Below are 13625 nucleotides of genomic sequence, written 5' to 3'. Positions count from 1 at the left end.
AGGTTTACATTTTAGTATCAAGGATTAGTTCGACCGCCACGGCGATTGCCCATTTGTTGCCTCATTTGTTCTTTCTGCTTTTCTTTGAAGTTCTCATAGATCTTGTACTGTCCATCATCAAGAATAGTTTTTAACTTTTGGTCTGTTCCTTGACCTATTTCACGCATCTGCTGAAACTTAATTCTTCTGTCACCACCACTGTTCCGTAAGGCTTGAAGTTGCTCTTGGCTGTCTTTTAGAATAGTCTCAACCTCAAGCTCATGCTCTTGTGTTAAATTAAGGTCTGCCAATAACTGTTGGCGTTCTGCTTTACGCTGGTCTATTTTTTCGCTTTTTCCTTGGTTACCAATCGGTTCTTGAGCTGGTTCTTGAGAAGATGAGCAGCCAGGGGATAATATTGTAAACAAGCTTGAAATAAAAATTAATAAAATAAGTCTTTTAAGGTTTTGCTTATCTAAAGACATCTTAGATTTTCTGAGAAATGTTATCATAATTTTATCAGTTTGAGTGTTTCCTTTTGCTTTAAACTCTGTATTTGAATTAAATAAAGTCCAGCTTGTAGGTGATCTATTCTAATTTTCTCTTGATATGGACCTAATTGAAGTTTGTTTCCATTTAAGTCAAAAATTGTATAGTCCAATAAGCCTTCAGCCCCAGATAATTTTACGAATTGCTGAGCAGGATTCGGATATAATTTAATGATGTTCAAAACTTCTTCTGATATACCTAAGGTTGGAACAGACAGATCCTCTGCGCTAAGTGCTAGAGCATAGGCATCGAAACTACCAAGGTTCTGACCCGTCATATTTCCTTCTGTCATTCCACCCAAATATAAAAAGTCGTTGCTCAAAGCCGCATAAGTCCGTTCTTCATGAGGAGTTCCAAACTGACCTGAAGCTAAAATATTAAAGTCAGAATCTAATTTTAAAGCGAAAATATCTCCAGTTTTACCGCTCTCATCGGCGTTGTTGCCAAAGAGGTTACCATAGGTGTAGCCAGCTAAATAGAGATTATCTTCGTTATCAATTTCCATCTTGCGTACCATATCACTTTTGGGTGTTCCGAACTGAAAGGTTTGTGGATTTGTTAATGTAGGTGAGTACTTCCTCACATAAGCGTCACCTTCGCCTTGATGAGGACCGCCCAGATTTCCGGATGTAAAACCAGCCACATAAATATTCCCTTGGCTATCCACTACATTATCCATAACCCAGTCAGCTTCAGCCCCAGGCGAATCGAAAACGATAGAATGAGGACGACTCGGCTGGGGTGCGTACAAATTATCATATATAGAAATAAAGCAGTTAGCTCCGCCTTGCGCAATGTACCAACCAGCTACTATTAGTCTATCTTGTTCGGGTGTGCTTCCTGCTTTAAAATACAGACCACCCCAGGCTTCAGCACTTGCCGAAAATCCTGTTGCCACGGTTGGTTGAATAACTCGCCAGCTATTGGAAAGGTCATTGGTATTGTGTTTTGCTACCAAATAAGAGTCATCTGTACCGCTTTGACCTGCGGGCGAGCCTTGGCCTGAAACATACAAACCTCCTTGGTTATCTAGAACAATATTACCGTATCCATCTATTCCTGGATTTCCCCATTGGTTGCTAGCGACCAGCTCGCCAGTATTAATGTCTATTTTCAGAATAATACCATCCCATCGTCCTGCATTGCTTGCGCTGGGAATAGCCCCCAACGTGCGACCGCATACATATACAAAGTTTGCATCTGTTACCGCATCAAATAGCAAAGAACCATCAGGCAAAGGCAATTCATTAATCCATAGTGTATTACCATTTGGGTCAATTTTGGAAATAAAAATTTCGTTACCGTTGTTGCCGATGCTTGATAAGTCACTATCTGTAGAGCCCATTAAATAAATATTCCCATTGTCATCTGCCGTTAGACCTCCTATTACATCTTTTCCAGAACCTCCGTATTGCACTACGCCATAAGGAAATGATATGTTTGGGTCGATAGGTTTTGCAAAGCTGAAATGTATAGAATTATCAAGATCGAGGATTTGTGAATTATTGCACAATGCTGTCTGATTTTGAGGAGGATTACCACTTACGGGCGGTTGCAAATCATCGCAGGGATAAATAAAGGCAATTAAATCTACCTGGTTGGTACTCGCAAAATCTGCGGTGTAAAACAGATAATAGCCCTCTGTAGCGACACCATCTGCCTGGGTTGCATAAAGCAGGTCATAGTCGCTTTCTTGACCCCGTAGTTGAATGTTTCCAAAATTATAATCAAAATGTTGGATAACTGCATAGTCGTTGTCCAGACCATCTGCGCCACGAGAGAAAAATGGAACAACTATTTCTGCGGTACCCAGGATTATTCGGTCTCGGTCCGCTGTGCTGTAATTTTCGTTTAAGTCTGTGTTTAGGACAGACCGAATGTATTTTACACGATTACTTCCAGGACTAGGTCGGGAAGGGTCAACTGGCATAAAAACATCACCACCACCATTTTCACCATCGATGTAATCAAAATCCATGATGGTATATTCCAAATCATTGAATGGAGTGCCAGATCCAAAGGTGGGCAGTCCATTTACAAACGGAATCATATCGGCGGTCTCTCGAGGCATCGCAGGAAATTGTTGAGCCGCGTTGATTAAATCCTGAGTCGTTTGGGCCTGTGAGGTGATGCAAAACAACAATAGTGTAATCATCAAAGTGTTAGGGGATTTCATATTTTAAATATCGTATAGCATGTTAATATCGTTAATTGTAGAACCCGTACACCTTTAATTGACAAACAATACAATGTACGGGTTCACTTGACTAACCAAAACCGATTATAAAGTCTTACCTTAGAAAGATTTCACGAGTAATACCATTAAAGCTAAGTGTAGCTTTACGATCGCATTCCCCGTCTCCAAAATTGAGAACTACAGGTCCAGTAAGACCTTCTGATTCATACTGAAGTTCTCCAGCAACATAATTACGCAAACAGCCAAGTCGCCTATCTTTAACTAAAGGCTCGGTGATCGTTCTCGTAAAGGCCTTACCGTTTCTGTTCACCCCACTAGAGCTACCAAAAGTTTCATAAACATTATCATAAGGTCTTAGCGTATCTGCTCCGGCGATACGGGTTACGGTGTAATCTGAGCTCCAGGTACGTACACGACCTTCCAAATCGGTGAGTGAAGCATTATTGACCTTTACATTGAAACGCTGCATTCCCTGAGATTCCGTTTGATTCGTAATACGCTTAGTTCCTTCAATCTCAAGACCTTCAACACTGTAGTTTTCCAGTTCTACATCTAAAGTTGATCCAGATTCTATTAACCGCCCATTACGAGTAATCAAAATTTTTCCAGTTCTTACCAAACCATCATTGCCTACACAGTTATCTGTTCCAAAATCGATAATTAAAGTGTTGGTGGTATCATCAAAAACTAAACTAGCACAGGATGGAAGATTTTCAGACGCTTCCAGATCATTTTTCCCAGAAGCTTCTAAGGAAGCAACTTCATCTAAGGCAAATTCAGTAATGCTAGAAAATTCTTCGGTAGCTTTGGCATCATCTTCTGCCGAAATAATCAGTTCTTCAAGGTTGGATTCTGTTTCTAAATTAGTTTCAGTATCACTTTCGCAAGCCATTAAAAAACTCAGTATAAAAGCTAAAAAGCTAATTTTAGTGGCATCTACTAATGTGATTTTCTTTAAAGTGTTCATAAGTTAAGTTTTAATGTTTAATTGTTAGAGCTATGAGTTTATCAAAAGGTTTAGGTAGGATTCATTAGTTCTACTCATCAAGTTGCCCGATGACCTCATAAGCATCTCCTTCTGGGGTCTGAATGAGTTGGTACAAAGCCTTGTTATGTTCGTAATAAATGCGTCCATCTATTTCAACCATTTCTGCATCATCAGGTAATTCAGGTATCGTTGCCCCTAAAGGTGGTGCGATAACTTCATAACCATTCTCTACAGTTCGGTAATAAACACCCTGGAAATAAATCATAGCAGTACCTCTAAGTGTAAACCTAAACACGCTTGCGGGAAGAGTAGCTACTCTCAAACCAGGTCTTGGAACTATGCGTACGAAGTTTCCGCGTCTAGGAACGTAATACACGCCGTTTACAACGTGGTAGGTGGTATTTCTAAAAACAATGCGCCTTGCAGTGTTGGGCAGACGACTCAACGTTCTCGGTCTAGGTGTAACCACGACCCTGGCAGGACGCAAGCCTGGTCTAGGTTTCACAACCACAACTGGCTTTCCACGAAATCGCCTATCGCGTTTTTGAGCTTCTGCGGTATTGATTGAAGCCAATAAGATTAATAGTAAGAAGAAATAAGATTTGTACATCATTTGACATTAAGTTTTACGGTTAGAACATAATGCCAATGAAAAGGTTTAGGTTTTATTTTAATAAAATGCCTTAAATATGAGAGCTAAGTTGAGCTAAATGATAAAAAGCTGGCTGATACTATAAATGCACCAAGCTTATAAAGAGTAGATTTTGATTTTAAGAATTGAGTGCTCAGTGGATTAAAAACAAAGCATGCAAAACACCCAGCAATTTCCAATCCTATTCCAGACGATGCGCCTGTTATTAGTGCCCAATCGCCATAGGTTTGTCCCAGTCTTTTCTGTTCTTTTTCTGGAAGTTTTTCTTCATCTCAGTTTTTATTTACATAATCGTTCGGGTCAACACTGATGTACAATGACGCCCCAAACGTTGGCGCAGGGTCAAGGCTAACAGTATCTATATCATCCGTGCGGTCGTTGTAATAGGTCGAAGTGTTGAGTGGTGTGATTCCCCCTGTTCATGGAACCAAACCGGATAGAACTGTTTATAACTTATACCCAACGAAAAATTGAGCTGGAACTGGCTGTAGTTGATAACACTCTCATCATACATCACAAAAATGTCGTGGTCATTTTTCATAATTTTTAGTTTAGGTAATTGCTTTATGCTTAAAAACTTCAAAATAAATGCAATACAATACTTTTAAATGATAAGTAGCTAAATAGTATAATCCAACTTAAGATTATAGTTTCTTAAAGCAGAAGTCGCTAAGCGCATCCTGACAAAGCTCTGCTTTGAAAATGCACTATACAAATAAACAATGGGTCCGAAGGGTTCGACAGAACTCCCGAAGCAGGAGTCGCTTCGCGCATCCTGACAAAGCTCCGCTTTGAAAATACAAAACATAAAAAAAGGACATCGAATCAGCTCGTGTCCTTTTTTTATGTTTTGCATTTATTCGTGACCTCGGCAGGATTCAAACCTGCAACCTTCTGAGCCGTAATCAGATGCGCTATTCAGTTGCGCCACGAGGCCGATTTTGGACTGCAAATATATTTCTTTTTATACTTTTACCAAACATAAAATCATAATTATCATGCAACTTTCCAATTACATCAGGTCTATCGAAAATTTTCCAAAGTCAGGTATCTCCTATAAAGATATCACCCCTTTACTGATGGATCACAAAGCCTGCACCTATGCAGTATCTCAATTGGTTGAGGGTTTGCAAGGAAAACAGATCGATAAAGTCGTGGGTATAGAGTCCAGAGGCTTTATGTTTGGAATGCTTCTAGCGAAAGCCCTTGGTGTAGGTTTTATCCCCATTAGAAAACCTGGTAAACTGCCATCCGAAACATTATCTCAATCCTATGACCTGGAATATGGTAGTGATACTATAGAAATCCATAGGGATGCTATACAAAAAGGGGATCGAATCGTTATTCATGATGATTTACTAGCCACCGGAGGGACAGCATCAGCAGCTTGTCAATTGGTAGAGCAACTCGAAGGTCAGTTGGTTCAACTCAATTTTATCATAGAACTCGATTTTTTAAAAGGAAGGGATAAATTACCAGCTGATAAAGTAAACTCTTTGATTCATTACTAATCTAAATCAAATTCAGAATAAATACAAAAGCTTAGTTAATTTAAGGCTGAATTCCCCATAAATAAGGAAGATTGAGTGTCTAAAAGTAAAGAAAAGCTATCTTTGCAGTTACTAATTTTAAAGAAATGTGCGAACACAAACACAAGGAATTAACAGATGAAATAGGCGATAATCACGTCGCTACCTCTTACGAAAATCCGGTTAGAGACGATGCTTTTGATATGCCTAATGAGGATAAGATTAAAAAAATACAAGGCCATGTCCATGAAATCATGCAAACCTTAGGGATGGACATGACCGATGACAGCTTGATGGGAACGCCAAAACGGGTTGCCAAAATGTACGTGAATGAAATTTTTGGAGGTTTGGATCCACAACTGAAGCCTAAAGCTTCAACATTTGAAAATAATTATAAGTACGGTGAAATGCTTGTTGAAAAAAACATCACCGTCTACTCTACTTGCGAACACCACTTATTACCCATCGTAGGTAGAGCTCATGTGGCTTACATTTCCAGCGGAAGGGTGATCGGACTTTCTAAAATGAATAGAATTGTCAATTATTATGCAAAACGCCCACAGGTTCAGGAGCGATTAAACATGCAAATCGTAAAGGAGCTTCAAAAAGCTCTAGAAACCGAAGATGTTGCCTGTATTATTGATGCAAAACATTTATGCGTTAATAGTCGTGGCATCAACGATATAGAAAGCAGCACCGTAACCAGTGAATTTGGTGGAAAATTCAAAAATGAAAATGTGAGAAAAGAACTTCTCAATTACATCCAAATGGATACAAAATTTTAATCAATGGCTTTATACGAGCATCAATCCCTGAAGATTTACAATTCCATTACAGGAAAAAAAGAAGAGTTTAAACCACTTACCGAAGATTATGTTGGTATGTATGTATGCGGGCCAACCGTTTATAGCAATGTACATCTTGGTAATTGTAGAACCTTCATTTCTTTTGACTTGGTGTTTCGTTACCTTAAGCATTTAGGTTACAAAGTCCGCTATGTAAGAAATATTACAGATGCTGGCCATCTTGAAAATGATGGAGAAGAAGGAGAAGACCGCATTGCGAAAAGGGCAAAGTTGATGGAAATTGAACCGATGGAAGTCGTGCAGAAATATAGCATTGATTTTCATCAGATTTTGGAAAAGTTCAACAACCTCCCCCCTAGTATTGAACCTACAGCAACCGGCCATATAATAGAACAGATAGAAACCATCAAAACCATTATCGACAAAGGCTTGGCTTATGAAGTCGGTGGTAATGTTTATTTTGATGTCATGAAATACAATGAGTCTAAACACTATGGTAAGCTAAGCGGCAGAAACATTGAAGATCTTATCTCCAATACAAGAGAACTCACTGGGCAGTCTGAAAAGAAAAACCCTCAGGATTTTGCCCTTTGGAAAAAGGCTGAACCTCAACACATCATGCGCTGGCCATCTCCGTGGGGAATCGGCTTCCCTGGCTGGCATTTAGAATGCACGGTGATGAGCACCAAATACCTAGGCAAACAATTTGATATTCATGGAGGCGGAATGGATTTGAAATTCCCTCACCACGAATGTGAAATTGCTCAGGGTCAGGCTTCCACTGGCGAAGACCCTGTCAATTATTGGATGCACGCCAATATGTTGACACTCAATGGTAAAAAGATGGCAAAAAGCACCGGCAACAATATCTTACCTCGTGAACTTTTTACTGGCCAAAATGAAAACTTATCCAAAGCTTATCAAGCTCCCGTTGTCCGATTTTTTATGCTTCAGGCCAATTATAGAAGCATACTGGACTTTTCTGACGAAGCTTTGTCTGCTGCCGAGAAAGGTTATCATAAACTGATGGATAGTCTTTCTACTTTAAAGACTATCCAGCCTTCAAAAACCTCAGATTTCGATGTATCTGCTTGGAAAGATAAGTGTTATGAAGCCATGAATGATGACTTTAATAGCCCAGTACTCATCGCACATTTATTCGAAGCTGTTAAACAAATCAATCTGGCAAAATCTGGAAAATTAGCATTAACTCAGGAAAATATAGATCTATTGGAATCTACTCTTCATGACTTTATCTTTGAAGTCATGGGGATTGAAAATGTTGATGGAAGTGCTTCTTCCTCAAGCCATACAGATGATTATGAAGAGCTAATTCAATTTTTAATCGACATGAGAAATCACGCCAGGCTCAATAAAGATTTTGAAACCAGCGATAAGATAAGAGATAAATTATTAGAAATGAATGTGGAGCTTAAAGACAGCAAAGAAGGTACTACGTTTCAGATCCATAATTAAGCATGTGGCGCCAGGTGCTGATCTTTCCATTTGTCATCCTTATCAAATTTTACCAATGGATAATTTCTCCGTTACTGGGCCCTAGTTGTAGGTTTCAGCCAACTTGCTCTCATTATTCATTGGAAGCTATTCAAACCCATGGCGTTCTTAAAGGATTTTATTTGAGTGTGTTGAGAATATCAAAATGCCACCCCTGGGGTAAGTCTGGTTATGACCCAGTACCTCCACCTAAAAAAGATAAGGAATAAGCATCAACATTTCAATATTCTGTATATTAGCCCACAAATTAATTAAGCATGTTCCAAGCCATTCAATGGGATCCTTCCTTAGGTATAGATTTAGGTTTTTTTACGATAAGATATTACAGTTTAATGTTCCTCATTGCTTTTGGGGCTGGGTTTTATATCACCAAACGAATTTTTATTGCTGAAGGCGTTTCTTTAGAAAAACTAGATAAATTATTGATCTACACTATCTTTTCTACTCTAGTTGGAGCACGGTTAGGTCATGTTATTTTTTATCAACCTGAATTGTTTTTAGAAGACCCTTTATCAGTTTTTCTTCCTGTTAGTTTCGTACCTGAAATTGAATTCACAGGGTTTAGAGGCTTGGCTAGCCATGGAGCCGCTATAGGCATTGCCATTGGCATGTATTTTTATAGCAAGAAGGTGACACAGAAATCCATTTTCTGGATTTTAGATCGAATCACTATGCCAGTCGCCTTTGGTGGAGCCTTTGTCAGAATTGGTAATTTTTTGAATTCTGAAATTATTGGAAAAGCCACTAATTCAGATTTTGGTGTTGTCTTTGTTCAGCTTGGGGAAAGTTTCCCAAGACACCCAGCTCAATTGTATGAATCTGTATGTTATTTGATTTTGTTTGCTGTGCTCTCTTTAATTTTCTGGAAAACTAAAGTAAAACATCAGCAAGGCGTACTCTTTGGAATTTTCTTCACCTTGCTTTGGACCATAAGATTTTTTGTGGAATACGTCAAAGAACCACAAGTCGCCGAGCGTGCCGACTGGCTTTTTAATACAGGACAACTACTGAGTTTACCTATGATTATTATTGGTTTTGCCATAATTTACTTTTCAAATAAAAAAGCACAACCACGTGAAGCCGCATAATTTATTTTTCATTGTATTCTGTGTTTTTAGCCTATGGGCCTGTCAGTCTAAAAAAGAAAATCAGTTAAACTTAACGCAGAACTATAAATTTAAAAACGATACCCTTTTACAGTTTTTAAAAAATGAAGATACCCTAGAACAGGTTTTCAATATTGAATTAGCAAAATCAAATTTTCAGAAAGAAACAGGTTTAATGCACAGAAAAGAAATGCAAGAAAACCAGGGAATGCTCTTTCTTTATGAGGCGGAGGCTCCAAGACCTTCGTTTTACATGAAGAACACTTATATTGCTTTAGATCTCATTTATTTTGATAAGTCTTTCAAGATTGTTGATTTTAATCTGGATACCACTCCTCTATCTGAATCGTTGATTTCATCAACTGTTCCTTCTCAGTATGTTCTTGAGGTGAACTCAGGAGTCGTAAAAAAGCTAGGCTTAAAATTAGGAGACAAAGCTTTATTAAAATAAGAAAAGATATTCAAGACGAATACCTTTTTCTTATTTTGAAAGTTAATGTACCAGAGGCTAATCCAAGTCATAATATTTAATATATAAACGAGAAAAAACGACCTTTGTTACGATCCTTAACAGACTTTAACAGGTTGATAATCAAACCCCAAAAAGCATTAAACAAAAAAGATCAATACTTTTATGAAAGACAGAACACTTGTAATTGGAGCTTCAGAAAACCCAAATCGTTATTCTTATAAGGCTATTATTGCATTGCTGAATAAAGGATACAAGGTGTTAGCTGTTGGGAAACGTAAAGGTGAAGTAGAGGGCGTAAAAATTTCAACCCAGATTTCTACGAAAGAGGAAGTCGATACAGTAACCTTATATATCAATCCTAGCCATCAAGAAGAATACGAATCATTTTTACTCAAATTGAAACCTAAACGAGTCATTTTTAATCCAGGAACCGAAAATCCTGCACTTAAAAATAAACTCGAATTGAATGGAATCAAGATCTCAGAGGCTTGCACGTTGATCCTTTTGGCTTCTAATCAATATTAGGCCTAAGAAGGTTAACAAGCCGTTCAGAATTAAAATGAAAAAGCCAAATTCAAAATTAATATAAATCAAACTCCATTCACTAATCAGGTAAGAAAGAATCGGAGCAGAAATAGCGACAAATGGAATCCATTTATCCTTTACACTCCATTTGGTGAACAAACCAAATGTATATAATCCCAATAAAGGGCCATAGGTATAACCTGCGAATTCAAATAATTTATTGATCACGCTCTTATCTGCAATAGCATACTTAAAAATCATCATCACTGCAATTAATACCAGAGACATGAGAACATGAATCCACTTCCTAGTTTTGGTTTGTGATGCTTCTGAATAACGCTTTTCAATATCCAAAATATCAATACTGATGGAGGTAGTTAGGGAAGTTAAGGCACTATCGGCGCTGGAATAAGCTGCTGCAATAAGCCCTAGTATAAAAGTCACTGCAATAGCAATTCCCAAGCCACCTGAAGTTGCTACAGCAGGAAAAAGATCATCTCTTATTTCTGTAATGCCCATTAAGTCGGCATAATCTGTAAGAAGAAGACCAAGGAATAAAAATAAAAAGTTGACTACGGTTAAAACCAAAGTAAACCAAAAAATATTCTTTTGGGCATCCTTTAAAGTTCTGCAGGTCAGATTTTTTTGCATCATATCTTGGTCTAAGCCTGTCATCACTATGGCGATAAACATTCCTGATACGAACTGTTTAAAGAAAAAATCAGAACTTTTGTAATCCTCAAAAAAGAAGATCTGAAAATTTTGGTGATCTCCGAGGTACTTCCATAAACTATTGATTTCTAAAGCATCTGATATGAAATAAATCGAAATCCCCAAAGCCACGAGCATAAACAACGTTTGTAGAGTATCTGTCCAGACAATCGTTTTAATACCACTTCTAAAGGTATAAAGCCAAATCAATAGAATGGTGATACTTACGGTAACATAATAAGGTATTCCCAAAGCATCAAATACAATCAGTTGAAGTACATTGGCTACAAGAAAAAGTCTAAAACTAGCCCCTACTATTCTCGAAAGGATAAAATAAGAAGCCCCTGTTTTGTAAGCTCTGTTTCCGAATCTAGACTCTAAATAGGTATAAATTGAAGTCAAATTCATTCTATAATAGAGCGGCATCAACACTAAACTTATTACAGCATATCCAATCGTATAACCTAAAACCACCTGAAAATAGCTAAAACTACTGAAGGCTACTGTCCCCGGAATTGAAATAAAAGTAACACCACTTAATGAAGCCCCTATCATTCCAAAAGCTACTAAATACCAAGGAGACTGCCTGTTAGCCTGGAAAAACTCAGAGTTACTGCCGCTTTTATTAGTGAGAAATGAAATCAGTATGAGAACAATAAAGTATGCTAAAACTAGAAGTAGGATTTGATAAGCCTGCATAGATTCAATTTGGAAGGCGAAAATACAAATGTTTTCTTAAGATTTTTATAAAAAGAAAACTCAAAATTGTATTTTAGCCCTATATGGAACTCTCATCAAAGTATCTTGAAAAGGCAATAGAAGAGATTGCGTTACTTCCCGGAATTGGTAAACGAACCGCATTGAGACTTGCCTTACATTTATTGAAACAGCCACAGTCGCAAACTACCGACTTAGCGACAGCTCTGGTTGATTTGAAAACCAAAGTGAAGCGCTGTAAAAGCTGCCATAATATTTCAGATCAAGATTCATGTGGCATTTGCAAAGACACCTCCAGGGATGGATCTATTATATGCGTGGTAGAAGACATCAGAGATGTGATGGCCATAGAGAATACTGAACAGTACAAGGGAATATATCATGTCTTAGGCGGCAAGATAAGTCCAATGGATGGAGTGGGTCCAGGCCAGCTTAATATCGAAAGTTTAGTAGAAAAAATAAAAAAAGGCGAGGTAAGTGAGATCATATTTGCCCTAAGTAGTACGATGGAAGGGGATACTACAAATTTTTATATTTATAAACAGATACAGAACTCTGAGCAGAACTTAAAGACTTCTACTATTGCTAGAGGGATTTCTATAGGTGATGAGCTTGAATATGCTGATGAAATAACGCTTGGTCGTAGTATATTGCAAAGGGTTCCGTTTGAAAATTCACTTAAAAATTAATCTGCTTGAAGCTCTCTGTAATTATTTTAACTTATAAAGTCCCTCATCACCTCATGTTGTGCTTAGATAGTGTATCTAAAGCCATAGAGAATCTGGATGCAGAGATCATTGTGGTTGATAATAATTCTGAAGATGTTAGTTCCGATCTTGTAAAAAAGAACTTTCCAGAAGTTTATATCATAAAAAATGAAGAAAACTTTGGGTTTTCCAAAGGAAATAACATCGGCGTTGAAAGGTCCAAAGGTGAGTATTTATGTATTCTAAACCCTGACACGGTAGTTCCAGAAGATTGTTTCACTAATCTGCTTGAAATCTATCCTAACTTAAAAAATCCTGGGGCGATAGGAGTTCAATTGATAGATGGTAGTGGTCAATTTTTAGAAGAAAGTAAACGTAATATACCTACCCCAAAAGTAGCACTTAAAAAAATTATGGGTAGTTGCTTATCTTATTACAACAATAATTTAGACCAACAAGATAGTGGACCCACCGATATTCTAGTAGGAGCTTTTATGTTTATGAAAAGAGACCAATACATTGAAATCGGCGGTTTTGATGAAGACTACTTCATGTATGGAGAAGATATAGATCTAAGTTATAGAATTTGTAAGTCAGGCTATCAAAATTATTATATTGGTTCTATTAAAGTTCTTCACTTTAAAGGAGAGAGCACAACTAAGGATCAACTCTATCTCAATCGATTTTTTAATGCGATGTTCATCTTCTATAAAAAGCACTTCAGGAATTATAAAAATTCATTTAAACTTGTAAAAATGAGCCTTAAACTCACAATGGCTCTTGAAAAAATGAGATTAAACTCTATAAAAATCAAAAATCAAGATTTTCAAAATGTCTACTTAATTTCAAAGGAAGAAAATCTTAAGACTTCTATAGAGCAAATTTTTAAGCACAGAATTCTTTTAACAGATAGAATAGACATAGCTGTTGATAATTCTTTTATCATCCTGGATTCTGATCACCTTAGCTATAAAGAGGCAATAAATACACTAATTGCTCTTAATTCTAAAAATAATGCTTTCAGGATTAAACCAAGGAAACATAAATTCATTATTGGGAGCGAAAGTAAATATAGAAAGGGAGAAGTCATAGAACTGAGTTAACAAATGCATATTTAGGAACATGACTGCCTTAATTTTATTAAATTTGCAACTTTAAATTAAAAAACACCT

14 protein-coding genes and 1 tRNA gene are annotated in these 13625 nt (G+C 37.3%); 9 read left to right on the top strand and 6 right to left on the bottom strand.

Annotated features, from left to right (window positions below; all coding sequences use genetic code 11):
* Positions 1-17 precede the first annotated feature (17 nt).
* The 5 genes from F598_RS0105140 to F598_RS0105115 form a co-directional block, all read right to left on the bottom strand.
* On the bottom strand, positions 18-491 hold the full coding sequence (locus F598_RS0105140) for a hypothetical protein (protein WP_019037951.1): 474 nt from the start codon (positions 489-491) through the stop codon (positions 18-20).
* A complete protein-coding gene (locus F598_RS0105135) occupies positions 488-2704 on the bottom strand; it encodes an SBBP repeat-containing protein (protein WP_019037950.1) in 2217 nt (738 codons plus the stop codon). The genes F598_RS0105140 and F598_RS0105135 overlap by 4 nt, the downstream gene beginning before the upstream one ends.
* 115 nt (positions 2705-2819) lie before the next feature.
* Positions 2820-3692: a hypothetical protein gene (locus F598_RS0105130; RefSeq protein ID WP_019037949.1), complete on the bottom strand. Its 873-nt coding sequence runs from the start codon at positions 3690-3692 to the stop codon at positions 2820-2822.
* 70 nt (positions 3693-3762) lie between these two features.
* Entirely contained in the window at positions 3763-4326 is a 564-nt protein-coding gene (locus tag F598_RS14910) for a DUF6515 family protein (protein ID WP_157594961.1), read from the bottom strand.
* A gap of 902 nt (positions 4327-5228) precedes the next feature.
* Positions 5229-5302: transfer RNA gene (locus tag F598_RS0105115), tRNA-Arg, on the bottom strand.
* Positions 5303-5363: 61 nt separating this feature from the next.
* On the opposite strand from F598_RS0105115, the gene F598_RS0105110 reads away from it, so the two are divergent.
* The 7 genes from F598_RS0105110 (at position 5364) to F598_RS0105085 (ending at position 10318) form a co-directional block, all read left to right on the top strand.
* The gene (locus tag F598_RS0105110) at positions 5364-5876 is read left to right on the top strand and encodes an adenine phosphoribosyltransferase (protein WP_026302529.1); all 513 of its coding nucleotides are present in this window, start codon (positions 5364-5366) and stop codon (positions 5874-5876) included.
* A gap of 125 nt (positions 5877-6001) precedes the next feature.
* Entirely contained in the window at positions 6002-6679 is a 678-nt protein-coding gene (folE, locus tag F598_RS0105105; RefSeq protein ID WP_019037947.1) for a GTP cyclohydrolase I FolE, read from the top strand.
* Positions 6680-6682: 3 nt separating this feature from the next.
* Positions 6683-8176: a cysteine--tRNA ligase gene (gene cysS, locus F598_RS0105100; RefSeq protein WP_019037946.1), complete on the top strand. Its 1494-nt coding sequence runs from the start codon at positions 6683-6685 to the stop codon at positions 8174-8176.
* A gap of 2 nt (positions 8177-8178) precedes the next feature.
* On the top strand, positions 8179-8424 hold the full coding sequence (gene yidD / locus F598_RS15060; protein WP_083925445.1) for a membrane protein insertion efficiency factor YidD: 246 nt from the start codon (positions 8179-8181) through the stop codon (positions 8422-8424).
* 48 nt (positions 8425-8472) lie between these two features.
* Positions 8473-9303 (top strand): prolipoprotein diacylglyceryl transferase, encoded by an 831-nt coding sequence (gene lgt / locus F598_RS0105095; RefSeq protein ID WP_019037945.1) that lies wholly within the window; start codon positions 8473-8475, stop codon positions 9301-9303.
* On the top strand, positions 9290-9772 hold the full coding sequence (locus F598_RS0105090) for a DUF192 domain-containing protein (protein WP_019037944.1): 483 nt from the start codon (positions 9290-9292) through the stop codon (positions 9770-9772). The genes lgt and F598_RS0105090 overlap by 14 nt, the downstream gene beginning before the upstream one ends.
* A 183-nt stretch (positions 9773-9955) precedes the next feature.
* Positions 9956-10318: a CoA-binding protein gene (locus F598_RS0105085; RefSeq protein ID WP_019037943.1), complete on the top strand. Its 363-nt coding sequence runs from the start codon at positions 9956-9958 to the stop codon at positions 10316-10318.
* Here the strand turns inward: F598_RS0105085 and F598_RS0105080 are convergent.
* A complete protein-coding gene (locus F598_RS0105080; RefSeq protein ID WP_019037942.1) occupies positions 10274-11728 on the bottom strand; it encodes a sodium:solute symporter in 1455 nt (484 codons plus the stop codon). The two genes, F598_RS0105085 and F598_RS0105080, sit on opposite strands and share 45 nt — an antisense overlap.
* Positions 11729-11811: 83 nt before the next feature.
* Here F598_RS0105080 and recR point away from each other — a divergent pair, with 83 nt between their 5' ends.
* Together recR and F598_RS0105070 are read left to right on the top strand one after the other, a co-directional pair.
* The gene (recR, locus tag F598_RS0105075) at positions 11812-12435 is read left to right on the top strand and encodes a recombination mediator RecR (protein WP_019037941.1); all 624 of its coding nucleotides are present in this window, start codon (positions 11812-11814) and stop codon (positions 12433-12435) included.
* Between the two features lie 5 nt (positions 12436-12440).
* The gene (locus tag F598_RS0105070; protein WP_026302528.1) at positions 12441-13556 is read left to right on the top strand and encodes a glycosyltransferase family 2 protein; all 1116 of its coding nucleotides are present in this window, start codon (positions 12441-12443) and stop codon (positions 13554-13556) included.
* Positions 13557-13625 lie beyond the last annotated feature (69 nt).

The organism is Psychroflexus tropicus DSM 15496, from assembly GCF_000378765.1.
Taxonomy (GTDB): domain Bacteria; phylum Bacteroidota; class Bacteroidia; order Flavobacteriales; family Flavobacteriaceae; genus Psychroflexus; species Psychroflexus tropicus.
This window is presented reverse-complemented; position numbering and strand designations above follow the sequence as displayed.

Bases quoted from the DNA above. Each gene is read 5' to 3' on its own strand.
- F598_RS0105140 (WP_019037951.1), bottom strand. From the start codon at position 491: ATGATAACATTTCTCAGAAAATCTAAGATGTCTTTAGATAAGCAAAAC.
- F598_RS0105135 (WP_019037950.1), bottom strand. From the start codon at position 2,704: ATGAAATCCCCTAACACTTTGATGATTACACTATTGTTGTTTTGCATC.
- F598_RS0105130 (WP_019037949.1), bottom strand. From the start codon at position 3,692: ATGAACACTTTAAAGAAAATCACATTAGTAGATGCCACTAAAATTAGC.
- F598_RS14910 (WP_157594961.1), bottom strand. From the start codon at position 4,326: ATGATGTACAAATCTTATTTCTTCTTACTATTAATCTTATTGGCTTCA.
- F598_RS0105110 (WP_026302529.1), top strand. From the start codon at position 5,364: ATGCAACTTTCCAATTACATCAGGTCTATCGAAAATTTTCCAAAGTCA.
- folE (WP_019037947.1), top strand. From the start codon at position 6,002: ATGTGCGAACACAAACACAAGGAATTAACAGATGAAATAGGCGATAAT.
- cysS (WP_019037946.1), top strand. From the start codon at position 6,683: ATGGCTTTATACGAGCATCAATCCCTGAAGATTTACAATTCCATTACA.
- yidD (WP_083925445.1), top strand. From the start codon at position 8,179: ATGTGGCGCCAGGTGCTGATCTTTCCATTTGTCATCCTTATCAAATTT.
- lgt (WP_019037945.1), top strand. From the start codon at position 8,473: ATGTTCCAAGCCATTCAATGGGATCCTTCCTTAGGTATAGATTTAGGT.
- F598_RS0105085 (WP_019037943.1), top strand. From the start codon at position 9,956: ATGAAAGACAGAACACTTGTAATTGGAGCTTCAGAAAACCCAAATCGT.
- F598_RS0105080 (WP_019037942.1), bottom strand. From the start codon at position 11,728: ATGCAGGCTTATCAAATCCTACTTCTAGTTTTAGCATACTTTATTGTT.
- recR (WP_019037941.1), top strand. From the start codon at position 11,812: ATGGAACTCTCATCAAAGTATCTTGAAAAGGCAATAGAAGAGATTGCG.